General features: G+C 51.1%; 23 protein-coding genes. 19 read left to right on the forward strand and 4 right to left on the reverse strand.

Annotated elements, in window-relative coordinates; genetic code table 11:
* Positions 1-14: 14 nt before the first annotated feature.
* From ACY2RQ_RS08985 to ACY2RQ_RS08995, 3 genes are all read left to right on the forward strand, one after another.
* The gene (locus ACY2RQ_RS08985) at positions 15-992 is read left to right on the forward strand and encodes a transposase (RefSeq protein ID WP_490112628.1); all 978 of its coding nucleotides are present in this window, start codon (positions 15-17) and stop codon (positions 990-992) included.
* Between the two features lie 352 nt (positions 993-1344).
* A complete protein-coding gene (gene ccoM, locus ACY2RQ_RS08990; protein WP_490112629.1) occupies positions 1345-1470 on the forward strand; it encodes a cytochrome c oxidase subunit CcoM in 126 nt (41 codons plus the stop codon).
* Between the two features lie 177 nt (positions 1471-1647).
* Complete coding sequence (locus tag ACY2RQ_RS08995) at positions 1648-2358, forward strand: OmpW/AlkL family protein (RefSeq protein WP_490112630.1); 711 nt, start codon at positions 1648-1650, stop codon at positions 2356-2358.
* Between the two features lie 29 nt (positions 2359-2387).
* On the opposite strand, the gene ACY2RQ_RS09000 is transcribed toward ACY2RQ_RS08995, so the two are convergent.
* Together ACY2RQ_RS09000 and ACY2RQ_RS09005 are read right to left on the reverse strand one after the other, a co-directional pair.
* Positions 2388-3287 (reverse strand): SDR family oxidoreductase, encoded by a 900-nt coding sequence (locus ACY2RQ_RS09000; RefSeq protein ID WP_490112631.1) that lies wholly within the window; start codon positions 3285-3287, stop codon positions 2388-2390.
* 249 nt (positions 3288-3536) lie between these two features.
* Positions 3537-3935, reverse strand: coding sequence for a hypothetical protein (locus ACY2RQ_RS09005; protein ID WP_490112632.1), 399 nt, complete (start codon positions 3933-3935; stop codon positions 3537-3539).
* A gap of 130 nt (positions 3936-4065) precedes the next feature.
* On the opposite strand from ACY2RQ_RS09005, the gene ACY2RQ_RS09010 reads away from it, so the two are divergent.
* Positions 4066-4470: a PAS domain-containing protein gene (locus tag ACY2RQ_RS09010; protein WP_490112633.1), complete on the forward strand. Its 405-nt coding sequence runs from the start codon at positions 4066-4068 to the stop codon at positions 4468-4470.
* 51 nt (positions 4471-4521) lie between these two features.
* Positions 4522-6126 carry an ATP-binding response regulator gene (locus ACY2RQ_RS09015; protein WP_490112634.1) on the forward strand — a complete coding sequence of 535 codons (1605 nt, stop codon included), beginning with the start codon at positions 4522-4524 and terminating at the stop codon, positions 6124-6126.
* 112 nt (positions 6127-6238) lie between these two features.
* On the opposite strand, the gene ACY2RQ_RS09020 is transcribed toward ACY2RQ_RS09015, so the two are convergent.
* Positions 6239-8932, reverse strand: coding sequence for an inositol phosphate phosphatase SopB (locus ACY2RQ_RS09020; RefSeq protein ID WP_490112635.1), 2694 nt, complete (start codon positions 8930-8932; stop codon positions 6239-6241).
* Between the two features lie 309 nt (positions 8933-9241).
* On the opposite strand from ACY2RQ_RS09020, the gene ACY2RQ_RS09025 reads away from it, so the two are divergent.
* The 13 genes from ACY2RQ_RS09025 (at position 9242) to ACY2RQ_RS09085 (ending at position 22316) form a co-directional block, all read left to right on the forward strand.
* Entirely contained in the window at positions 9242-10480 is a 1239-nt protein-coding gene (locus ACY2RQ_RS09025) for a glutamate-5-semialdehyde dehydrogenase (protein WP_490112706.1), read from the forward strand.
* A 66-nt stretch (positions 10481-10546) separates the two neighbouring features.
* Positions 10547-10906, forward strand: coding sequence for a ribosome silencing factor (gene rsfS / locus ACY2RQ_RS09030; protein ID WP_490112636.1), 360 nt, complete (start codon positions 10547-10549; stop codon positions 10904-10906).
* Entirely contained in the window at positions 10907-11374 is a 468-nt protein-coding gene (gene rlmH, locus ACY2RQ_RS09035; protein WP_490112637.1) for a 23S rRNA (pseudouridine(1915)-N(3))-methyltransferase RlmH, read from the forward strand.
* 75 nt (positions 11375-11449) lie between these two features.
* Positions 11450-13285 (forward strand): penicillin-binding protein 2, encoded by a 1836-nt coding sequence (gene mrdA / locus ACY2RQ_RS09040; protein WP_490112638.1) that lies wholly within the window; start codon positions 11450-11452, stop codon positions 13283-13285.
* The gene (gene rodA / locus ACY2RQ_RS09045) at positions 13286-14425 is read left to right on the forward strand and encodes a rod shape-determining protein RodA (protein ID WP_490112639.1); all 1140 of its coding nucleotides are present in this window, start codon (positions 13286-13288) and stop codon (positions 14423-14425) included. It abuts the gene before it with no gap.
* 129 nt (positions 14426-14554) lie between these two features.
* Positions 14555-15589, forward strand: coding sequence for a lytic murein transglycosylase B (gene mltB / locus ACY2RQ_RS09050; RefSeq protein ID WP_490112640.1), 1035 nt, complete (start codon positions 14555-14557; stop codon positions 15587-15589).
* The gene (locus tag ACY2RQ_RS09055; RefSeq protein ID WP_490112641.1) at positions 15586-16422 is read left to right on the forward strand and encodes a septal ring lytic transglycosylase RlpA family protein; all 837 of its coding nucleotides are present in this window, start codon (positions 15586-15588) and stop codon (positions 16420-16422) included. Before mltB ends, ACY2RQ_RS09055 begins: the two co-directional genes overlap by 4 nt.
* 214 nt (positions 16423-16636) lie before the next feature.
* On the forward strand, positions 16637-17839 hold the full coding sequence (locus tag ACY2RQ_RS09060; protein ID WP_490112642.1) for a D-alanyl-D-alanine carboxypeptidase family protein: 1203 nt from the start codon (positions 16637-16639) through the stop codon (positions 17837-17839).
* Between the two features lie 127 nt (positions 17840-17966).
* Positions 17967-18914, forward strand: coding sequence for a D-amino acid aminotransferase (locus tag ACY2RQ_RS09065; protein ID WP_490112643.1), 948 nt, complete (start codon positions 17967-17969; stop codon positions 18912-18914).
* Positions 18850-19140, forward strand: a complete 291-nt coding sequence (locus ACY2RQ_RS09070) for an HP0495 family protein (protein WP_490112644.1) — start codon at positions 18850-18852, stop codon at positions 19138-19140. Before ACY2RQ_RS09065 ends, ACY2RQ_RS09070 begins: the two co-directional genes overlap by 65 nt.
* A gap of 10 nt (positions 19141-19150) precedes the next feature.
* Positions 19151-19852: a lipoyl(octanoyl) transferase LipB gene (lipB, locus tag ACY2RQ_RS09075; RefSeq protein WP_490112645.1), complete on the forward strand. Its 702-nt coding sequence runs from the start codon at positions 19151-19153 to the stop codon at positions 19850-19852.
* Positions 19852-20853: a lipoyl synthase gene (gene lipA / locus ACY2RQ_RS09080; RefSeq protein WP_490112646.1), complete on the forward strand. Its 1002-nt coding sequence runs from the start codon at positions 19852-19854 to the stop codon at positions 20851-20853. The genes lipB and lipA overlap by 1 nt, the downstream gene beginning before the upstream one ends.
* 212 nt (positions 20854-21065) lie before the next feature.
* The gene (locus ACY2RQ_RS09085; RefSeq protein WP_490112647.1) at positions 21066-22316 is read left to right on the forward strand and encodes an aromatic ring-hydroxylating oxygenase subunit alpha; all 1251 of its coding nucleotides are present in this window, start codon (positions 21066-21068) and stop codon (positions 22314-22316) included.
* 87 nt (positions 22317-22403) lie between these two features.
* On the opposite strand, the gene ACY2RQ_RS09090 is transcribed toward ACY2RQ_RS09085, so the two are convergent.
* Complete coding sequence (locus ACY2RQ_RS09090) at positions 22404-23417, reverse strand: 2-hydroxyacid dehydrogenase (protein ID WP_490112648.1); 1014 nt, start codon at positions 23415-23417, stop codon at positions 22404-22406.
* A 142-nt stretch (positions 23418-23559) separates the two neighbouring features.
* On the opposite strand from ACY2RQ_RS09090, the gene ACY2RQ_RS09095 reads away from it, so the two are divergent.
* A complete protein-coding gene (locus tag ACY2RQ_RS09095; RefSeq protein ID WP_490112649.1) occupies positions 23560-24660 on the forward strand; it encodes an MlaE family ABC transporter permease in 1101 nt (366 codons plus the stop codon).
* The last annotated feature ends 2 nt before the right edge of the window (positions 24661-24662 follow it).

The raw sequence follows: 24662 nt of genomic DNA on the forward strand, positions 1-24662 counted from the left end.
GCAGGAGTAAAACCATGACCAGCCCGCGCCGCGCCTTGATTGATCTGGACAGCACACCTTACTATCACTGCATGGCGCGATGTGTCCGACGGGCTTTTCTGTGCGGGGAAGACTCCCTGACGGGCAACAGTTACGAGCACCGTAAGCCCTGGGTGGTCGATCGTCTGAAAGAGCTGGCGGGTATTTTTTCCATTGAGGTCTGTGCTTATGCGGTCATGTCTAACCATTACCATGTGGTTTTGCATGTAGATACCGAAACGGGCAACAACTGGAATGACCAGGAGGTTCTAAAACGCTGGACGCAACTCTTTGATGGCCCGCTACTGGTACAACGGTTTCTGGCCGGAAGCCTGCAGGATGAAGCCCAGCAAAAACGGGTGGCCGAGTTTGCTGATATCTATCGCCAGCGGCTACTGGATATCAGTTGGTTTATGCGTTGTTTAAACGAACACCTGGCCCGCAGGGCCAACGAAGAAGACCAATGCAAAGGACGATTTTGGGAAGGGCGCTTTAAGAGTCAGGCGCTGCTGGACGAAGCTGCTGTTCTGTCGTGTATGGCCTATGTTGATCTGAATCCTGTACGTGCTGGTCTTGCCAGTCAGCCGGAAACGTCCGATTTTACGTCCATTCAGGAGCGCATAGAGCAATGGCGGGAAGCCAATGCACAGCAGAAATGGCTGAAGCCTATGAAAACAGACAAACGACAAGGTAAAGGTTTTATTTCTTTTGCCCTGTCGGATTATTTTGAGTTGGTAGACTGGACGGGGCGCGCTGTACGGGACGATAAACGAGGAGCCATTGCCGCTCACCTGCCACCGGTTTTGCACCGGTTGGGTATCAACCCGGATGAATGGCTGAAAACCATGCAGCCCCATGGCAACCGGTTTGTGCGAGGAGTGGGCGGGAAAGAAGCGTTACAGGCTTATGCCGAAAAAATAGGCAGACAGTGGCTACATGGGATGAAGGCGAGTCAATGCTTGTTTGCTCAATGAGTAGGGATTTTGGGGGGCACAATCAATGGGTAATGCGGCTTCAACCGCCGTGGTATTCAACGTTATCGCTGCCAGAATCCAGAATGCACCATTAAAAGTAAAAGCTTCATGCTGACATAACGGTATAAAGCCTGTGTTCCTGATGTTCAGAAGCAGGTTGTGGATATGGCCATTAATGGCAGTGGCATTCGGGGTAGATATTTATGCCAAAACACACATCTGACCCACTACCTTAAAAGTGAATCTTTATTGATTTGAATCAATAGGTAATAACCGTATTGGGTATAAGGTTAAAACCAAGACAGGGAAATACAACTCTAATGTTCTGACAAGAATAGAAAAGGAGTGATTTATGCCTTACGAGACTCTGGTTATTGCTGGTATTGCGACTGTAGGGCTGATGATTGCCTTTATGGGAGGGTTTGGACTGTTTATATATAAGGACAGTCATCGTAAGGATAAACGCTCCGACCGCTGAAACATCAGGCGGTCACTAAGATCATGAACAGGCTTTCTAAGACAAGCTCTTTCCAGGAAAGACTTTTTTAAAGAGTTACTGAAAAACACCAGAAGAATCATTGTGAAGTATCCGCCGTGGGGGAACATGGCGGTTATTCAGTGAATAACAACACCAACACACACCAGGACATCAATTATGAATAAAGCAGGAATCAAGCTTTCTGTTCTGTCTGCAGCTGTATCTGCGGCACTGGTTCTTTCCGCGGGGACTGCCCAGGCTTATCAGGCAGGGGATATGATTCTGCGTGCCGGGGCTGCGACTGTTGCGCCTCAGGTTAAAAGTGGCAAGGTGAAAATGAACGGGTCTGTAGTCACTCTTGGTGGCAGCCCTACCAAAGTTGATGTTAACAACAACACTCAGTTCGGCCTGTCTCTGGCATATATGATTACTGATAATGTGGCTGTGGAGCTGTTGGCAGCCACTCCTTTTAGTCACTCTATTAAGACTAAGGGCGGGCTGGGTCCTACGCTTGGTAAGCTGGCTAATGTTAAACACTTACCACCTACCCTGACTGTTCAGTATTACCCCCTGGCTTCTTCTTCAGCATTTCAGCCCTACGTTGGTGCAGGTCTTAATTATACGGTTTTCTTTGATGAAAGCCTGAAAGGAGAGAACAAGTCACGTTTCAGAGATCTGGATCTTGATGATTCTATTGGTATCGCTTTACAGGCAGGATTCGATTATTCCTTTACTGAAAACCTGGGTGTAAATGCTTCAGTTTATTGGATAGATATAGATACTGAAGCTACGTTCAAGGGGAAGGTTTTCTCCCCGGGAAATAAGTTTAAGACGGATGTTAAACTTGATCCCTTCGTTTACCGTGTAGGTCTGAACTACAAGTTCTAACTGGCGGATAGTGAATATACAAGAAGCCATCAATTGATGGCTTTTTTGCTTTCTGTACGTTTTTTATCTTGATAATAATCCCTTACCAGTCGTGCCAAAGCACTACGCCAGGGGCGGGCATGGATACCAAAAGTATCCCGCAGTCGGCTGCTGTCCAGGCAGGCATTGACCTTTTGCTCGTTTTCTTTCTCATCTATCGGTAAAGCATCTTCAGGTGTGTCCTGGTACTGGGACGCTTCTGCCAGGGCAACTTCCGCCAGAGAAAATTCATTAACGGGTTCTGCTGCTGAGTAGTGGTAAGTCCCCCAGACATCAATATTGCAGCTGATCTGCTGGGTAATGGCCAGCAGTACCCGGGCAACATCTTCAGCCACGGTCGGGCAACCTGTGTGGTTCGGGCATGTACCGGCCATTTTTTCAGAGGCCTGCAAGCCATCGAGAATTCGAGTCATCCGATTATGGCCCCGGTGACTGATAATCCAGGACAGGCGCAGGATAATATGGTGCTGGCAGTTCTGGTGAACCTGCTGCTCCCCCTGCCAGAAACTGTTGCCAAGTACCCCTTTAGGGTTCGGGCTGTCCTTTTCCGTGTAGGCTTCTTTCTTGGAACCGTCGAAAACCCTCCAGGAGGATATCTGGACCAGGGCGGCCTCGACCTGGTCACAGGCTTTGGCGAGATTGGACACGCAGTCCCGGTTCATGCTGAAGCAGCGTGAGGGTTCATAGTCTGCATGGCCGGCATCACGGTAGCCGGCGGTATTGATAACGATATCCGGCTTCCAGTTTTTTATCTTTCGGGAGACATCCCGGTGTTTTTCAAGGTCAAACTCATCACGGCCTGGAGCCCGGAACGCTATCTCTGCGTCTTTTAATAACCGGCACAGTTCCAAGCCTATCTGGCCTGCACCTCCAATGACCAGAACTTCCATGGAGTACCTGAATAGCTAGTGAATCAATCGGTTATCATATCAGAACCTGCGCTCGTGAGAGAAAGGTATACCTGAAGAGGTGTTTGGAATGACTCTATGGGCTTTGTTCGGATTATGCTTATTTCTGGTGTAGAGATTCCCGGCACCTTGCAAGACATGTGTCGTAAAATAAGCAAGCGCCAGTCAGACAAGCCTAATCCTTAAGCCTACAGGTCTGTGCTCACTATTCTCAAGATATGGCCACCTGCCTCATAAGCCTTTACAAATAGCGTGTGCTTTGTTTTTCATCGCCGCACATAACTTCGCAGCGACCAGAAATTCAACACCTATGAAGCCCGCTTTTTTCGCCTCCTCTGTCAATGCGACTATATCGTTGCCCAGAGTCTGTTCACAGCCATCGCATCCATGATCAGAAATACAGACTTCAGCCTGTTTATGAAGAACCTGATCTTGATCTTTATCCTGGACTGGGTGCTTAGGATCCTGAAGTGGTGCAAGATACGAAAAACAGGGGCCAAGATCCACATCCCCGGAGACAGAACCGGGTGAGGAGCCATAAGCATGACTGCCCAGGAGAGGGGAAGAAAGCACCACTGCACACAGTGACGACAACGCCCACTGTTTCAAAACTGCATGAAAGCCCATCACAACCTGTCCTCATCTATAAGAAAAGACCAGATTAAAAATAGCCTATTGTAAGACCATTCACTGAAGCCGTTTAAATAAGCCCTGGTGGAATAAAACGATACTTCACCTGTTGGCCCGCCGCTTTTCTGTAATGACCGGGCGCGCGTTCGCGTTATGGGACATTACCGGGCGAATCAGTGATACCGCTCGCTTCAGGGGCTTGCTTGAGTCTGCGGCTGATGTCATGGTGATTGCTGATTCTAGCGGGGGGATCACACTTGTGAATGCCCGTATGGAAGCCCTGTTCGGGTATCAGCGTACGTCGGGTAAAGGCAGCCGGTTTGCTTTTTCCATGCCTTTGAAGCCGGTGGAGTGCGTGAATAGTGAAAAGCAGAAACTGAGAGGGATTGGCAAGAGTACCATCGTCGCTGGGCTTGGCTGTGACAACAAAGTTTCTGAGGCCTGGGTTCATCAAGTGCTGGAACGCTGCGATGAACTGGACCTTGAGGCTCTGGTAAGCCTGATCCGGCAGTTGCAGCCGAAATCCGGGGATTAACTTCTATACTGTCCACCGGGTTACGGAGGCGGTGTTTTTGGGGAAAGTATATTGACGGCCGAAATGCAGTACCATGTGCAAAGTCAGACCACAGCGAATGCTGCATCAGCGGACATCGTGCAGGTTGTTGCTGATGAAAAAATTCTGCTGGTGGATGATAATCCCACCAACCTGCAGGTGTTGTTACAGACCCTGAATGGCCGGGGCTACAAGCTGCTGATTGCCAAAGATGGTGAGAATGCTCTGCGTATAGCCCATAAAGCACGTCCGGCCCTGATCCTGCTGGATATTATGATGCCGGGCATAGATGGTTATGAAGTATGCAGGCGTCTTAAGGCCGATCCGGATGTTTCGGATATTACCGTCATCTTTCTTTCCGCCCTTGATGATACCCAGGACAAGGTCCGTGGCCTGGAAACCGGAGCCGTTGATTATATAGCCAAGCCTTTCCAGGCTGAGGAAGTCATTGCCCGGGTTGATACCCAGCTGAAAATCCACCGTCTGGAGCAGGCTCTCGCGGCCCGTAACCGGCAGCTGGAAGCCACCAACCAGAGATTGCTGGAAGCCATGCGGGAAGGTGTCTTTGAGGTGGATATTGAAGGGCGAGTGTCGTTTGCTAATCCGGCCGCGAGTCGTATGACCGGCTGGGAGCTTGATGAACTGACCGGGCATGACCTGTATGGTATGGTGATGTGCCGAACGCGGGACGGAGAAGTGATTCCCCGTGAAAACACCAGCCTTTATCGCACCCTTACCGAAGGGATTGTGCAGAACATTGAGGACAGGTATTTCTGGACAAGGGGTGGCAGTTGCTTTCCTGTAGACTTTTCCTGTACTCCCATTACCGACAACGGGCAGGTAACAGGGGCAGTGATTGTTTTCCGGGATATTACCGAACGAAAACGCCAGCAGGATATTCTCGACAAGGCTCTGGCTGATGCCCAGGAACAGAAAGACAAGCTGACCCATATGTCCCGGCTCAGCAGCATGGGGGAAATGGCCTCGGGCTTTGCCCATGAAGTGAACCAGCCACTTACCGCTATTAATAATTATGCGCAGGTCTGTCGGCGGATGATTGCCCGTGATCCGGTGGATGTGGCGTTTATTGAAGAAGGCATGAGCAAGATAGCCACCCAGGCTCAGAGGGCTGGCGATATTATCTCCCGCATACGCAGTTTTGTGAAAAAGCCGGATCATTGCCTGGAAGAGGTAGACTGCAACCGGCTGATAAAGGAGATCGTAAAGCTTGCGGAAGTGGATGCCCGTAACAACCAGATTGAAATCCATCTGCGGCTGGCGGAGAATCTGCCGATGGTACGTATCGATCCTCTTCAGATTCAGCAGGTTGCCCTGAACCTGATCCGTAACGCCATGGAAGCCATGAATGACATGTCCACTCGGAACGAAGGTGTGGTGGTGGAAACAACACAAGTGGATCAGCACTTTGTCCGGGTAAGGGTGATAGATCGGGGACAGGGGCTTGCTGATGATGCAGAAGAAAAAATGTTTACGCCTTTTTACACCACCAAGCACGATGGTATGGGGATTGGTCTTTCTGTCTGCCACTCCATTATCCAGACTCACGGCGGTGTTCTGAATTTTGAGCGTAACCCCGAAGGGGGAGCTATTCTCTGGTTTACCATTCCTGTGGCCTAACCCGGATATTTGACTCAGTCGACCGTACACCCCGGTACGGCGCTTCTTCGCCAAACATCTTAGATCAACAAAGCCCGACGCGATCTTCGGGGCAGTTTATGAAATATCCGGGCTAACGTTTTCTTTTTATGGATGCTTTCAGAATTCCTGTGATTCCTTTAACGCTTGTCATGACAAGGCCGGTAAACTGATCCGTCAGGAATCTTTCAGGGTCATCCCAGGTCAGTTGTTCCTCGGGTTGTAATGTCTGTATGGGGGATAACTGGCAGTCACCCGCAAGAGCATAACCACATCCAAGCATTGTGGCAGGGGTTTTAAATCCATGTCGTCCGGTATTGTGGGCCTGGTTTTCCAGTTGTCCGGTATTTAATAGCCCCTGGGCACTGTTAAAGCGGTCGCAGTTGGTAAGAACCCTGTCCAGTGGCAGAAGGCTGGGAACTGGAGTGTGTGCCATAGCCAGTAGTTGACGTTCGCGAATAATATTCTGGACTGTCAGCGTTTCGTCCAGGCGAATAAAGTTTCCGGTACGGTCTTTTCCACTCTTACAGGTGACCAAAATATCAGAGTGAAGCTTACGCTCCAGAAGTGTGATGTTATGGGTCATGATCAGAATATCTGACCATAGCCTTCTGTGAAGCTGATGAGCGAACATATAACGCACCAGATTCACTCTCTCCAAAGTATCCCGGACATAATCAGGGTCTGGATTTTGCCGGGAAAGCAGGTGTTTCCTGATTCGTCCCCCTATGGCATCTTCAGGATTCAGGCTGCCAAACAGTTCTTCCAGGTAAGGTTTGTTCTGCCCATCGGCATTGTTCCAGGTATCTTCTGATGTAACCTTGTTTCCCTGAATGGAGAATCCGTTACAGGGACTGATGAATGTCCTCACTGTGGGTTTCAGTCTGACCCTGTGTTTTTCACCACCGCATGTATAAACATCAAGGTCCATACAGGCAAGGCTGTTAAGTCTTCCGATGTCGGCCCGGATTTCCTCGCACCAGACCTTTTCCGGATCACACCCGGGGGTGTGGAGTTTGTCTGCGGCTGTTATGAAGGTAACAGGGGATAGCAGCGATACATAAAAGACAGATATTGTCAGGGGAGGAGGGTTGCTTTCTTCTCCTCCGCAAGATGGAGCCATGGCTTCAATGTGCGCGAGTAACTTCTGTGTATGGCTGTAGACCAGCATCATGGTAAAAATTTCATGCCATCGTTTTTCGTTGGCCTTCCATCTTTGTTCTGGGGTATCAATTGGGAATACCACGGAAATTCCACTACGAAAAGTTGTGCCAATTATCTGGTCATCCATGGATAAAGTGCGGACCGAAAGATTTATGGCGTGATCAGATTCATCCTTGCAGGATGACGTGTACCTGTTCTGCAGATAATTTATTTTAAAAGGTACTCTCTCATCGACGGGAGTATTGGCGGGTACAAGCCTGAGACAGGATGCGGGAACATCCCGGGAGATGACTTTATAATAAGACTCCCCCTGTTGAACATGCCAGTGATAGGCTTCAGCAGTGGCTTCAGACGTCTTGAGCTGTATTGCAAGTTGTTGCTTGAATTGCTCCGATGAGTTCTGAAGGTTTCTCATATGGTGACGAAGCAGCCCGTGAAACTTCCCTGTCCGGGAGATCATATCTCTTGCAGGGGGCTGACTGAGCCATTCTTCTGCAGTGCGCCGGATCTGTGCCTGAATCTCTTCACAGGTCCTGCCTTCAGACAGAGCAGCCGTGGTAAACAGTGCAGCCTGTTCTGCCTGTTTAATATGTCTTTTGTACTCTCCAGCTCGCCGGAAATCACTGGCAGCGGTTGTTTGTGAAACTTCCACCAGTTTTTTCAGTCTGTTTTTTAACTTGTCGAGATCCTCCCTCAGTGCTCTGTGTACATGTTGTTGTAGAGCAACAGCAGCGCTGTTACCTGCCTGGGGAAGGAGGATAGTTCTGACTGAATCAATATTTCTGAGACTATTTAAGATTCTGTTCTCGTAGCCTGTGTAGTCGAGCGTCGTATATTCCGGCTGCTCATACCAGGGGGTGTCAAGAAGGTTGCAGGCCTCATCCAGCCCATATTCAAATTTGCTGACGGAGCCGGATTTGTGAGAGGCGGAAGAGTCAGGCTCAAGATATGGCCACAAACTGGTTTTGAGTTTAGCCATTGTGCAGGAGGCTGTTTTCAGACCCAGAGTCTGTGCTGTGTTGGGGAGGAGCCCACAAATAAAGTTGTTATAGTTCTGCAGGAATATCCCGGCCAGGTAAGAGCGGGGATTGTCGAGTGCCTCGGGTTTTTCTTCCAGAAGATATTCAGCGGCCTGTTCGGCCATTCTCTCTTTTTCCCGTGGAGGAATCTTTCTATCAGCGCTCTCAAGCCCGCATTCCTGGAGAATTTTGTTCAGTTCGCTGTCAGGATTGTATGGGTCAACAACGGTTCTGACCGGTGATGACAGCTTATCAAGCTTCCACTTTGCAGTGGCAGCGGTGTCTCCAGTCTTTCTGTCGCGATGCCGGCGGGGAACATCTGGTCCCGTGAGTACCCCACCTGCAGCCTTATGCCACTGAGCTTTTGCTGTACGTCGAAGATCTTCAGGGCAGGGAAGAATGGTATCTTTCATACGCTCAAGCAACTTATGGTTGTACTCAGTGGATAATTGCTGGCTTACGGAAACTGTTCTGTCGAAAAGGGGGATTTCGCCAGCTTGTGGGCCTGGTAGCGGTGGCCAGTCAGGGTGAGGGGGCTGGGATTGTCTCCGGGGAGTCGCGCTGTCTACTGACCCCCCATGACGATGAGCCCTCCAGGACCGCATTGTTCCTGTAGAAATAACCTCGCTTGCTCTTTTCCGCGGTGGCGGGCTTCCTACGGGAGATGGACTGGCCATAAGGTATTAACTCTGTTGGTTTGATCACTTTCGTTTGAGTGCACAAATCGGGCAATAACTCCCTCTTGCCTGTCAGTCCTTCTGGCAAAATGGTCAGATAGACTGGCTAGCCGGGTATCTATTCCCTTAGAGCCGGCTTCGGTATAATCGGTGGTTAAATAACCAGATTTCAGGTTTACCCGCATTCGAGGGAGTAGGATTGTGTCAGCTGTTGATACCGGTGATATCCGTACATATATGCAGGCTCTGGGCGAGAAGGCCCGGGCCGCCGCAACTGTTATTGCCCGTGCCGAGGTAAGTGTTAAGAACCAGGCGCTGCTGGCTACTGCCGAGATTCTTGATAAATCCCGACCAGCGCTGACAGAGGCCAACAGCAAAGACCTGGCCAACGGCAAAGCCAATGGCCTGACCGATGCCATGCTGGATCGTCTGGAGCTGACCCCCGAGCGTATTGACACAATGATCGAAGGTCTGCGCCAGGTAGCGGCACTACCTGATCCTGTGGGCGGCATTACCGATATGCGCTATGTCCCCAGCGGCATCCAGATCGGTAAAATGCGTGTGCCCCTGGGGGTTATCGGGATTATTTATGAATCCCGCCCTAATGTGACCGTGGAAGCGGCCAGTCTTTGCCTGAAATCCGGTAATGCCACAATCCTCCGTGGCGGCAGTGAAGCGATTCACTCCAATCAGGCTATCGCCGAATGCCTGCAGAAAGGCATGCAGGAAGCTGGTCTGCCCCTGGAGGCGGTACAGGTTGTGAAAACTACTGACCGTGCCGCGGTTGGCGAACTGATCACCATGCCGGAATATGTGGATGTGATTGTTCCCCGTGGCGGCAAGGGCCTGATTGAGCGTATCAGCCGGGATGCCAGGGTTACGGTTATTAAGCATCTGGACGGCATCTGTCATGTGTACATTGACGACCAGGCGGACCTGACTAAGGCCCGCAATATTGCTGTTAACGCCAAAACCCACCGTTATGGCACATGCAATACCATGGAGACGCTGCTGGTTCATAAGGATGTGGCTCGGGAGATTCTTCCGGTTCTGGCGGAGGCTTATGCTGCAAAGGGTGTTGAGCTGCGCGGTTGCCAGCAGACCTGTACCCTGTTAACCGCAGCTGTGCCTGCCACGGAAGAAGACTGGAGTACCGAATATCTGGCTCCGGTTCTCTCTATTCGGGTGGTCGCGGATATGGATGAGGCGATTACTCATATCAATCGCTATGGTTCTCACCATACTGATGCCATTGTGACCGAAAACTATACCCGCTCCCGTCGCTTTCTGAGGGAAGTGGATTCCAGCTCGGTTATGGTCAATGCTTCTACCCGTTTTGCGGACGGGTTTGAGTATGGTCTGGGTGCTGAAATCGGCATATCCACAGATAAGATCCACGCCCGTGGCCCGGTGGGGCTTGAGGGCCTGACCTCCGAGAAATATGTTGTTCTGGGTGACGGGCATATCCGCACTTGATTCTACCCGTCGGCAGTACAGTTTGTGCTGCCGGCCTTATATTGTGACCAGGTAATACACGACTCAATGCAATCATCTGAACTGAAAAACCTTGTTGTTGGTGCTCTCGAAGAAACTAAGGGAAAGGACATCACCGTTCTGGATGTCCGGGATAAAACAGACGTCACTGATATGATGATTATCGTGTCTGGTACTTCTTCCCGTCACGTAAAGTCCCTGGCCGACAATCTGGTGAAAACCTGTAAGGAAGCCGGTATCGCGCCTATGGGTATGGAAGGTGAAGACCAGGCTGAATGGGTACTGGTTGACCTGGGTGATGTCGTCGTCCATCTGATGATGCCTGCGGCTCGCCAGTTTTACGATCTGGAACGCCTGTGGGAAACAACTGCGGATTCCGACGCGTCGTTTGAAGCAGAAGTTAAATAAATGCGTATCCGTCTGATTGCGGTTGGGCAAAAGATGTCTGGCTGGGTAACAGAAGGGTACAACGAATACGCCCGCCGCCTGCCTGCCGGTTTCTCCCTTGAGCTTTGTGAAATCCCCTTGAACAAACGCGGTAAAAACGCGGATATTCAGCGGTACCGGGCCAAAGAGGGTGAACAGATGCTGGCGGCCATCGGTAAGGGAGACCGGGTGATTGCCCTTGAAGTGAAAGGGCGGGAATGGAGTACCGAACAGCTGGCGGATAAAATCGGCCAGTGGCACGACAATGGCGAGAGTATCAGCCTGTTGGTTGGCGGCCCGGAAGGCATGCTTCCGGAGATTTCCAACCGGGCTGATGTCAAGTGGTCCTTGTCTCCATTAACCCTGCCCTACCCCCTGGTTCGTATTCTTGTCGCGGAACAGTTGTATAGGGCATGGAGTATCCTGAATAATCACCCGTATCACCGTTAAATAGAAAACCGGCTTTAGCTTGTGTAACGGTTTTAGCCAGAGCTATGCGCCGGTTCATAAACAGCATGAGTTTGAATGGCATCTGATACGATCAAGGATCATCCCGGCGAACGCCGGATAGTCAATCTACGGGTTTGGCTGGCTGTTGCGGTTATGATCATCATGACTGGCGTGCTGCTATCCCGTGCTTTTTACCTCCAGGTCATGAAATACAAGGACATGGCCACAAAATCTGAAGAAAACCGCATCCACCTGCGGACTGTTCCTCCGGTCAGAGGGCTTATTTACGACGCCAAAGGTCGGCTGCTGGCGGAAAACCGCCCCAGTTATACCCTGACGATTATCCGTGAACGTGTTGAGAATATGGATCAGACCCTGACTGAACTGGGAAAGCTGATCTATCTCGACCCGGATGACATAGAAGATTTCAAAGAGCGTGTATACAAAACACGTCCGTTTAACAGTGTTCCCCTGAAATATCGTCTCAGTGAAGAAGATATTGCCCGGATTTCTGTCAATCAGCATTGGCTCCCCGGGGTAAATGTTGAAGCCCAATTGATTCGTTATTACCCGGAAAAATCCCTGCTGGCCCATGCCGTGGGTTATGTCGGACGAATCAATGAGCGGGAATTGAAGCGCGTTGACCCTTCTCTTTACAGTGGCACCAATATCATTGGTAAGACTGGCGTTGAAAATTATTACGAAGACATATTGCTGGGCAAACCCGGATATCAGGAAGTGGAATCCAACGCCCGTGGACGTGTACTGAGGGTTCTGAAGCAGGAAGATCCGGTAGCCGGTGAAGACCTGCAACTCTATCTTGATCTTGATCTGCAGAAAGCCGCCGCGAAAGCCCTGGAAGGAAAGCGGGGGGCTGTTGTTGCCATGGATCCGAAGACCGGTGGTATCCTGGCCCTGGCAAGTTCTCCATCTTACGATCCTAACCCTTTTGTAACAGGCATCAGTTATCGTGAGTACAGTGGCCTGCGGGAAGATATTAACCGTCCACTGTATAACCGGGCGACGCTGGGAGAGTATCCACCGGCTTCTACGATAAAGCCGTTTATGTCCCTGGCGGCCCTGGACAGTAACACCATTGATAGCAGTTATCGTATTTTCGATAAGGGCTATTTCCAGCTTCCCGGTGAAGAACGTCGTTACCGGAACTGGAAACGGACCGGTGACGGATGGACAGACCTGGTACGGGCGATTCTGCGTTCCAATGACACCTACTATTACGATATTGCTATCAAGATGGGCATAGACACCATCCATCAATATATGACGTCCTTTGGTTTCGGTGAGCGCAGTGGGCTGGATATTGCCGGTGAGCGCCCTGGTCTGATGCCTTCCCGGACCTGGAAACGTCGTGCCCGTGGAGCGCCCTGGTATCCGGGTGAAACGGTTATTGCTGGTATCGGGCAGGGCTATATGCTGACTACGCCGCTGCAGCTGGCAGTGGCCACATCCATTATTGCCAACCGTGGTCACCCGGTGCAGCCTCGACTGGCAAAGCCGGGTATTGGTGTGGCCCCCGTTCCTCCCCTTGCCCCCATTGAAAAGAACAAGGAAGACTGGGAGGTTGTTATCAAAGGTATGGTCGAGGTTGTGGATAATCCGAGGGGGACGGCCCATTACCGTATGGGCCGGAACCTGCAGTATACCGTGGCCGGCAAAACCGGAACCGCCCAGGTGGTGGGGATTCCCCAGGATATCAAGGAAGAGGAAGCCCGGGTTCTGGAAGAGTTCCAAAAAGACCATGGTCTGTTTATCGCCTTTGCGCCGGTGGAAGATCCACAGATTGCCGTGGCGGTTATCGTAGAGAATGATTCAAAAGCCGCGGTGCCGGTGGCCCGTAAGGTTATGGATGCCTGGCTGCTGCCACGCATGGCTGCAGGGGAGGTGAAATAAATGTCCCAGGATTTTATTCGTCAGCTGGACCCCAGCCATACATTGCGGACAGCGCCGCCCCTCAGCTATCGCATGCATATTGATCCGGTACTGCTGGGCATACTGTTTGTGTTCTGTTCAGCAGGTCTGGTGATTCTTTACAGCGCCAGTAGCCAGAACCTGAGCATGGTGTACCGGCAGGCGGTTTATATGCTGGTGGGGTTTGTGGCCATGTTTGTGGTGGCTCAGATGCCCCCCAGGATGATGCAGCGACTGGCCCCCATTGCTTACATTGGCGGCGCTGCGCTGTTGGTGGCGGTGCTGGTTATGGGTTATGGTGCCAAGGGTGCACAACGATGGATTTCGTTGCCGGGCTTTCGTTTCCAGCCTTCGGAAATTATCAAACTGGTTATGCCGTTAACGGTCGCCGCCTGGCTTTGTCGCAGGTCTTTGCCGCCGAAGTTAAAGGATGTTTTTATTTCCCTTGTCCTGATTGCGGTGCCGGTTGGCCTGATAGCCAAGCAGCCGGACCTGGGAACATCCCTGCTGATTGGCGTGTCCGGTATTTTTGTTCTGCTTCTTGCGGGATTGCGCTGGCGGATTATTGGTTCAGCCTTTTTGCTTGCCCTGCCTGCCCTGTGGGTTCTCTGGACATTCCTGATGCGTGAGTACCAGAAGCAGCGGGTGCTGACATTCCTGAATCCGGAAAGTGACCCCTGGGGTGCGGGCTGGAATATTATCCAGTCAAAAATTGCTATTGGTTCCGGTGGTATTTACGGCAAAGGCTGGTTGCTGGGAACACAGTCCCATCTGGATTTCCTTCCCGAAAGCCATACGGACTTTATTATCGCGGTACTGGCGGAAGAATTCGGGTTGATCGGGATTCTGATATTGCTGGCAGGATATGCACTTATTCTGGGCCGGGGCATTTTTATTACCCTGCACGCCCAGAATATGTTTGCCCGTCTTGTTGCGGGCAGTGTGACCCTGACATTCTTTGTCTACATTTTTGTAAATATCGGTATGGTTAGCGGGCTGCTTCCTGTTGTTGGTGTGCCCCTTCCCCTTGTCAGCCGGGGGGGAACATCGCTGGTAACGTTGATGGCCGGTTTTGGTGTGCTGATGTCTGTCCATACACATCGAAATTTCCTTGGTCGATAAGTGCAAAAAATGATAAGAAGTACCTGGGGCTGTTGAGATTTTTATGATCGGCCCAGTGGCAACCCGGATAGTTTGTGGCCGGGTTGTTTCATTAGCTTGATACCGGCTTTGCCGACGGGGGATTCCCTTATGATTATAAAAAGCCGATTGAAGAACGTTTTTGCCGCACTGACTACGGGCGTTGTGCTGAGTCTGCCGGTTCACGGTGCAGGCTTCAGTGCGAAAGAAGTTTCCGGTTTTATTGATGAACTGGTGCGGGATGAAGGCTTCTCCCGGCCTGCCCTTGAGAAAATGTTCAAGGAAGTGGAATACAAACCCCGTATTCTTGAACTTATGCAGAGACCAGCTGAACGCAGGCTGACCTGGTGGGAATACCGCAATCTCTTTATTAATGATCGGCGGGTTAATCAAGGCGTCGCTTTTTGGAAAGACAATAAAGCTATTCTGGACAAAGCCAGTGAAGCCTATGGGGTTTCCCCCGCCGTTATTATCGGAATTCTGGGGATAGAAACCGGGTTCGGTCGGAACAGCGGAGGATTTCGGGTTGTTGATGCTCTTTCCACTTTAGGGTTTGGCTACCCACGCAGGGCCAGGTTTTTCAAGAAAGAGCTGAAAGAATTTCTGGTGCTATCCCGGGAGCAGGGTTTTAACCCTCTTGATCTGACCGGCTCCTACGCTGGTGCCATGGGAATTCCCCAGTTTATGCCTTCCAGTTACCGGGCCTATGCTATCGATTTTGATAAGAATGGCCAGGCGGATATCTGGAAATCCCCAGCCGATGCTATTGGTTCCATCGCCTCGTATCTGAATCGCCATGGCTGGATTGAAGGAAAGCCTGTGGCTTCCAAAGCCAGCGTAAAGGGCAGCCAGTACGCCTCTATTATTAACGGTAATCCCCGTCCCACGCGGTCTGTTAACGAAGCCCGTAAATTGGGCTGGAGAACCACACAGGTATTACCAGACAGTGCCCGGGTACGTGGGTTGAAGCTGGATGGCAAGAACGGCCCGGAATATTGGCTGACCATGACCAACTTCTACGTGATTACGCGGTATAACAAAAGTGACCTGTACGCTATGGCGGTATGGCAATTAGGACGCCAGGTCGAGAAGAAGATGAAGTCTGCGCCTTCTCCGATACTGGCTGATGTGGAGGTCAAAAATTGAAGAGACACCTGGCCGTGACGGGATGTGTGCTGACTGCTTTGTTTATGGTCGGTTGTGCCGGCCAGAAGACCCAGGAGCAGATTCAGGCTGAGCGTTACCATATCAACAATGACCGCGCCCATGTTGATGTGAATGTACAGTCTTTGCCTGACGCTGTTCCCCGCCCGCCGGAAGGGGGTGTGAAGTTTGCTCCCTACACCCTGAAGGGCAAGACATACATCCCCCATGAAACGGCGGCGGGATATAGAAAGCAGGGTACCGCCTCCTGGTATGGTGCCAAGTTCCATGGTTACAAAACCGCCAATGGCGAAGTTTACGATATGTATGCCATGAGCGCGGCCCATAAAACTCTTCCTTTACCGTCTTATGCCCGGGTTACCAATCTGGCGAATGGCCGCAGTGTGATTGTTCGGGTCAATGACCGGGGGCCTTTTCATGGTGATCGTCTGATAGATCTCTCCTGGGCTGCGGCCAAGAAGCTGGATTACCAGAACAATGGTGTTGCCCAGGTTCAGGTGGAAGGGATTGATACGTCGCCCGAAGGGCTGCTGGCCTTTCAGCAGAGCACTCAAAAACGTATCGTCAGTGGTACCGATGCTGATGACCTGATGTATCTGCAGGTTGCGGCCCTGAGTAATAAATCCAGTGCTTTGAGCCTGAAACAACGATTGCTGGCCATCACTGATGCTGCTGTGCAGATTACCGTTCCAGAAAAAGATGATGAGTTTTTCCGGGTGCGTGTCGGCCCGCTTTCTACGGAAAAAGAGTTGGAACAAGTGCGCCAGAATTTGCAGGAAGCCCAGCTTGGCCGGGGTATTCAGGTTTTTGATTGACCTGATCACCTATTCCCCCGGAAAATGATCCTTGAACTCCCTGGTGGTTATGCCTTATTAATGCACTTACATCTCAATGTTATAATGCTTTGGTTATAACTTGGAGTGCATCCAGCCTCATGCCGTTCAAGGTGGCTGGAAAAACCATGACTCTATTTTTGCCCCTTGTTTTGTTTCGGGGGCCTTGAACCCAACAGGTTTAACGAAAACAGTAATGAATCAGATCACCCAAATAACACGAAAACTGGCCTGCGTTTGTGCCGGGGTGACTATGCTGACTCTGTCCTCAGTCTCCATGGCACTGCCTGCCGGTTTGATCCCATCGCCCCCTAAAATCGCTGCCAGCAGTTATATTCTGGTTGATGCCGTCAGCGGTGAAGTGCTGGCCGAGAATAATGCCGACCAGACCCTTCCCCCCGCCAGCATGACCAAAATGATGACCGCCTACGTGGTGGAAAATGAAATGGCTGCGGGTAATATCAGCCGTGATGACCTGGTGACCGTCAGCGAAAAAGCCTGGCGTATGCGCGGCTCACTGATGTTTATCGAAGTTGGTGAGAAGGTATCCGTTGAAGACCTTCTGAAAGGGGTCATTATCGTATCCGGCAACGATGCCAGCGTGGCCCTGGCGGAATATATTGCCGGCAGTGAAGACGCTTTTGCCCAGGTGATGAACGCCACAGCCAGAGAGATGGGCATGAATAACACCATGTTCCAGAACGCTTCTGGCTGGCCGGCAGAAAACCACTATTCTTCGGCCCGGGATCTGGCAACTCTGGCGGGCCATATTATTTATGATTACCCCGAATACTACACCGTGTATGCAGAGAAAGAGTTCCAGTATGGCGTAGACAAGCGCACGGGCAAGCCCCTGAACCCCCAGCCGAACCGTAACTCTCTGCTGTGGACTAATCCCGGCGTGGATGGCCTGAAAACCGGCCACACCAACGAAGCGGGGTATGGTCTGACAGCTTCTGCCGAGAAAGAAGGCCGTCGCCTGATTGCCGTGGTAATGGGAGCCAGGAGTGAGCGTGCCCGGGCTTCTGAAACCCAGAAGCTTCTGACCTATGGTTTCCGCTTCTTTGAGAATGTGGATGTAAACAACGGTGGTGTCGCCCTTGAACAGGTTCGGGTCTGGGAAGGTGTAGTGAACGAGCTGCCGGTAGGCCTGGAAAAGAACCTTGTGGTGACTGTTCCCCGTGGGAACGGCAAAGATGTTAAGGCTTCCATGGTGATTGATGAGAATCTTGAGGCACCCATTACTGCAGGTCAGCAGGTGGGCAGGGTGATTGTCAGAATGAAGGGTGAAATCATCGAAGAGAAGCCGCTGGTTGCCCTGCAGACCGTTGAAAAAGGTGGTTTCTTCAAGAGTCTGTGGGACAACATCCTGCGTTTCTTCAGCGGACTTTTCAGTTAAGCCACACCGCTTAGCGACCCTGTGTAAGATGAATTGATGATGTACGAAGCCAGGGGATGCCGGGCTTCGAGTTTCAATACCGGTAGTGTCAGGAGAGATACTGCCGGTATACATTGAGGGTGGTGTTATGGGGCTGGTTTATCTGAACGGAAATTTCGTTCCCGTAGAGGACGCAAAGATCTCAGTACTGGATAGGGGGTTTCTGTTTGGTGATGGTGTTTATGAGGTGATTCCGGTGTTTTCCGGACGGGTTCTGCAGGAAAAAGAACATTTGGACCGGCTTTATCGCAGCCTTGGGGCTATTCATCTTCAGATCCCCCAAACCCATGATGACTGGCACCGGTTGTTTGTGGAACTTCTGGCCCATAATCAGGGCGAAGGTGGTAACCAGGCGATTTATCTGCAGGTTACCCGTGGCGCTGGTCCTGATCGTAACCACGCCAACCCAGTGGATGTACCCCCCACAGTTTTTGCCATGACCATGCCTTTCCAGCCCTCCATTCATGTGGAGCAGGACACTCACCCGGCACCGGGTCGGGCGATTACCACCACAGACCAGCGCTGGCAGCGCTGTGATATTAAAAGTGTTTCCCTGCTGGGGAACCTGCTGCCGTACCAGAAAGCAAGAAATGCCGGCATGGCTGAAGCCATTCAGATTGATGGCCAGGGACGGGTAACAGAAGGTTCAGCCTCCAATGTCTTTCTGGTAAAGGGCTGCAGGATTATGACGCCGCCCCTGAGTTCCCGCATTCTTGGCGGCATAACCCGTGCGCTGGTATTGGAGCTGGCCTCGGGTGATGAGCGTTATTCCTGTGAAGAGCGGGAGTTGAGAGCAGAAGATTTAAAGATTGCTGATGAGATCTGGGTGACCAGCTCCAGCAGAGAGATTTTACCGATTATTGAACTGGATGGTATCACTGTCGGCACCGGTGAACCGGGCCCGGCCTGGAAACATATCTCCGGGCTGTACCGCTTGTATCGCGACAGCGTGCCTGAAATTGAGACAAACCATGAGCAAACACAAGCCGTTAAAGCGGCAGGAACAGCAACCCCCGAAAATCGAGTTTCCCTGTGATTACACCATCAGAATTGTAGGTACGGCTGCGGAAGATTATCAGGAGTATGTTCTCGGTGTTGTGAAAAAGCATGACCCGAAACATAACGGAGAATCTTCTCTGCGCCCGAGCCGGAACGGTACCTTTGTATCCGTTGTTGTCACAATCTGGGCAACGGGTGAAGATCAGCTACGGGCTATGTACGCGGAATTAAAAGAAAGTGGTAGAGTGAAAATCGTTCTGTAAAGGCGTAATTGTGAAGAAACAGGATTCATCACCTCTGATTATCCGTCAACTGGGCCTGCAGACCTATACCCCGGTCTGGCAGGCGATGACGGATTTTACCGCCGAGCGTGATAAAGACACACCCGACGAATTCTGGCTGGTGGCGCATAAACCGGTGTTCACCCAGGGGCAGGCGGGTAAGGCCGAGCATGTTCTGGCTGCCGGTGATATTCCCGTGGTGCAGGTGGACAGGGGCGGTCAGGTGACTTATCACGGCCCCGGCCAGCAGGTGCTTTATCTTATGCTGGATGTGCGTCGTCTGGGGGCAAGTGTTCGTGAGCTGGTCACCGCTATGGAAAACGCAGTTATCAAAACCTTGGCTGAATGGGATATTGAATCTTTTGCCAGACCTGATGCTCCCGGGGTTTATGTGGGAGAAGCAAAAATTGCCTCCCTTGGCCTGCGTATCCGCAGGGGCTGTTCATTCCATGGACTGGCCTTGAATGTGGATATGGATCTTGCGCCTTTCCAGCGAATTAATCCCTGCGGATATGCAGGGATGCCGGTGACCCGCATCAGTAATTTTAATAAATCCGTTACCCTGGCAAATGCAGGTCAGGTACTGGTCAGGCATCTGGCTGAACTGACTGGTTATACTGAATTGATATTTACGGACCAGATTCCGGGCTTACTGGAAAGCCGGGAGCAGAGTCCTGGAGAACAGACCGCGTAATGAAATCATCCAGCATCATCCCGACGGTTCAGGTGCATGTGCCCAGCGGCAGCAAGTTCGTTAATGACAAGGGTATCCATGCCATCAAGAACGGCGTGAAGGCCAGCCAGAATAATGATCCACAGACGCCTGTTATGCGCAAACCGCCCTGGCTGCGGATCAAAGCCCGTACCGATGCCCGCTACGCAGATGTAAAGAAAACTGTACATGGTCATAGGCTCAGTACTGTTTGCGAAGAGGCCATGTGTCCGAACATCAATGAATGCTGGAGTTCCGGTACCGCCACCATCATGCTGATGGGAGATGTCTGTACCCGCGCCTGTAAGTTCTGCGCGGTCAATACCGGCAACCCCAAGGGCTGGCTGGATGAGAAAGAGCCGGAAAATACCGCCAACAGTGTAAAACTGATGGGGCTGAAGTATCTGGTGCTGACCTCCGTAAACCGGGATGACTTGGACGATGGTGGTGCCGGGCATTATGCGGCAGTGATCAAGAAAGTTATTGAAGAGAATCCTGATACAGCCGTTGAGGCATTGACTCCGGATTTTCTCGGAAACCTGAAGGATGTGGAAACCGTTGTAGACAGCGGTATTGTGGTCTTTGCCCAGAATGTAGAAACCGTTCGTCGTTTAACCCATCCTGTGCGTGACCCCAGGGCCAGCTACGAGCAGACTCTTGATGTTCTGGCCCATGCCAAGAAGCATAATCCCGATGTTCTGACCAAAACCAGCCTGATGCTGGGCCTGGGAGAAACAGAAGCAGAGATTATTGAAACACTGGATGATCTTCGCGCCATCAATGTGGATATCGTGACCTTTGGCCAGTATCTCCAGCCCACCAAAAACCATCAGCCACTGATTCGTTATGTCACTCCGGAAGAGTTCGAAAAGTACCGTCAGTGGGGGCTGGATCGAGGTTTCCTGGAAGTAGTCTCCGGTGCTCTGGTACGTTCAAGCTACCGTGCCGAACAGGTTCTGGAAAAGAATAATGTCGGCCTTTAAGCTGCGCTGAACATTCAGTATTTGTATAGCTTTCCGGGAATGCCTATCGTGCTGAAAGCCTGCACCTGCACCTGCACCTGCACTTGCACCTGCAACAGATGGTGCCTGGACAAATGTAATTCAATAACCCTTCTTGACATAGGGGAATTAAATCACAAAAATGGAACGCGCATGTTTCATTAATAATAAAAATGTCTGAGGTGGTGATAAGGATGAGCAAATTTCAGATTGGTATTAAGCCAACAGTCGCTGTACAGAAGTTGCCCGTTGAGGCTTATACCTCACAGGAATGGTTTGACCGTGAGCAGGAAGAGCTGTTCAACCGTGTCTGGACTTTTGGCTGTACCATGGATGACGTAAAAAATCCTGGTGATTACAAGACCGTACAGGTTGGCAAATACCCGATGATTGTTGTCCATGGTCATGACGGTGAAGTGCGTGCCTTCCACAATATCTGCCGTCACCGTGGTTCTCAGCTGGTAGAAGATGGTTCCGGTACCATTGAGCGCAATATGACCTGCGCTTATCATCGCTGGTCCTTCAAGACCGACGGTACTCTTCATGCCATTCCCCAGGAGAAAGAGCTGTTCGGTGAAGGCAAAGTCAACAAGTGCGACCTGTCTATTAAGAAAGGCTCCCTGGGTAACTACCGTAACCTGCTGTTTATTCACCCCCGGGAAAACCCTGAAGAGACCTTCAACGATTATCTGGCCAGCCTGCCGGAAAACACCTGGTCCGCAAAAACCGAAAATCTGATGACCGTGGCCCGCTTCAACTGGACCATTAAGTGTAACTGGAAGGTTTTTGTTGAAAACGCTCAGGATGGCTATCACTTGATGCATCTGCACAAAAACACTCTTGGTGGCCCCCGTCCTGACGGTCAGCGCTGGCGTCCCCTGGGCCGTCACTGGAACTGGCAGGGACTGAACCCGATTATGGGTGAAGATGTTGACGCGGCTCTGGCGATGATGCCGGAAGACTGGACCCCCATGGAAGGTGTAGACCTGTCGACTTACGGTGGTGAAGTGTTTGGTTTCTTCCCTACGCTTATGATTCAGCCCCTGATCGATAACATCGGTTTTGCCAAGCTGATTCCGGTTTCTCCCACTGAAACCTACTTTGAAAGCTGGATCATGATGGCTCCCTTCAAAGATGAAGAAGAGCGCAAGGCCCGCCTGGATACTCTGCTGGCATTTGTTCCCATGCCTGGAATTGAATTCGATGAGAACGGCCTGGGTAACGGTGGTGAGCCCATCACTCTGGAAGAGTTCCGTAAGAGTGTTCACCCGATGGAATCCGGTAACTTCCACGCAGAAGATGTGTGGCAGGTGGAGATGGTTCAGAAAGCTATGGAATCCCCCGCGTTTGAAATTGGCCCCCTGAGTAATGGTGAAGGAGAAACAGCCCTGACCTACTTCCAGGATAATGTACTGGATTATGTTCCCCTGAGGAACATCAATTAAGTTGTAGAAGTCAAGAATTTTTCAAAAAAATGATGGGAATATCGGGTTGCCGGTGCTCCCATCATAGTTTTTAACCGCTCAAAAATTTTAACCCTTCATTTTGTCTGCCGGGCCAACCTTGTTCTGGCAATCCCCGGTTGTTTTGTACTCGATAATATTCTGAACAGTTGTCTCCGCAATCACTGTCATGGCTTCTCTGGTAAAAAAAGCCTGGTGGGCGGTGACTATGACATTGGGCAAGGTTATCAGTATCTGGAAAGTCTCGTCCGGAATGCCTTGCCCGGACAGATCCTGGAAAAACAGTTTTTTTTCCTGTTCATAAACATCAATACCAAGAAATCCCAGTTTGCCGGAACGCAGGCTATTGATCAGGGCTTTTGTGTCCGCCAGTTCACCACGACCGCTGTTGATCAGCATAACCCCTGGTTTCATTTCCGAAAGTGAGCAGGCATTGATCATGTAACGGGTTTGGGGAGTCAGTGGGCAGTGCAGGCTGATAATATCGGATTGACGGTAAATCTCCGATAGGTCAACGGGTTTCGCGCCCGTTGAGATCATGATATCCGGGTCAATATAAGGATCATGGGCAAGAACGGATATACCCATACCTGTAAGGATGTTTGCCATCGCCTGGCCAACTCGGCCAAGGCCTATCAGCCCTGCGGTTTTGCCATGGAGCCGGAAGCCCATAAGACCCCGAAGGTTAAAGTTACCTTCTTTCACCCGGTGCCATGCGGAGGGTATTTTTCTGGTAAGAGCCAGTATCAGCGCCAGGGTGTGCTCCGCGACAGATTCCGGAGAATAAACAGGAACCCTGACAACGGTGATATTCAGACGGGCGGTGGCTTCGAGATCAACATTGTTGAATCCGGTACAGCGCAGGGCGACAAGATTGATGCCTTTTTCCGCAAGTCCGGTGAGCACTTCATTATCCAGTATGTCGTTCACAAACACACAGACAGCCTGGAACCCTTCCGCAAGATAGGTCGTTTCCCGTGACAGGTGAGGGCTGCAATATTCAAACGTCAGGTCTTGCTTCTTGTTGGCCTGCTCAAAGAATGGCTTCTCATACTCCTGACAGTTGAATACGAGTATTTTCATGGAAAGCTGTTCCTTGTAACGCAGTCTGGGATTGAGGAACTTTAGTTAAAAAAGCGGAAGAGGGTTTTGTAATTCCTCCGATTTACAATTCCGGGGTATATATTGTTAATATCCCCGATTATTTTTTTGTCTGATAAAAATTATGGCCAGTGCTCGCCTGTTAAGAGATAACAGTGATAAAAAAACGCAGGTGGTAACTCTGGAAGGTTCATGGCTGGAAAAGAAGCTTCCTGCACCCTCGGAAGTGACAGACAACATAAATCCCGGGGTTCAAACTCTTCAGGTCATGATTGGGCCTGGGTGTGAATGGGATACCCGTCTGCCTGCGTTTTTACTGGGCCTTGAGCGACACTGCTCTGCTAAAAACATCAGGCTTGATGTGTCTTCGCTGCCAGAGTCCGTAACCGGGCTGTTTAAACTGGCTACAGCTGTTCCCCGTAATGAAGTCGCTCCCCCTGTTCATAGCAGCTGGCTTGAGGCATTCAGGCACGCATGGAATGAAATTGTCGACACCTTTGTATTTATCGGTGAAATGGTGCTGGCCACAATGCGCCTGCTTACCGGGCGCAGCCATATGCGGGGTGTGGATTTACTGAGTTGCCTGAGCCAGGCCGGCCCACAGGCCCTGGCGATTATTACCCTTATCAGTGTTCTGGTGGGGATGATTCTGGCTTATCTGGGCATGGTGCAATTGAGTCAGTTCGGCGCAGAAGTCTATGTGGCTAATCTCGTCGCTGTTGGCATGGTACGGGAGATGGGGGCCTTAATGACGGCGGTGATTATGGCTGGCCGTACCGGAGCGGCCTGGGCGGCGGAACTCGGCACCATGCAGGTGAATGAAGAAGTGGACGCTCTCACCACCATGGGTATCCGCCCCATGGATTTTCTGGTCATGCCCCGGCTGCTGGCCATGACTGTGGTGATGCCTTTGCTGTGTATCTATAGTTTTACACTGGGCATGTTCGGTGGTGGTCTGATTGTACTGAGCATGGATATGACTCCTCAGATGTACCTGTTTCAACTCCTGTCGTCGTTTACTCCGGTTGATGTAGCGGTGGGTTGTTTCAAGGGGCTGGTGTTTGGTCATCTTATTGCTTTATCCGCCTGTCAGGCGGGTATGAACTGTGGAGGCTCCTCCGCTGCGGTGGGGCAGGCCACCACCCGGGCGGTGGTACAGGCCATTGTGTATTTTGTGGTGGCGGATGCGGGTTTCAATATTCTTTTCTACAAGCTGGGCATTTGATA

This window comes from Parendozoicomonas sp. 209JJ7-1 (assembly GCF_058147085.1).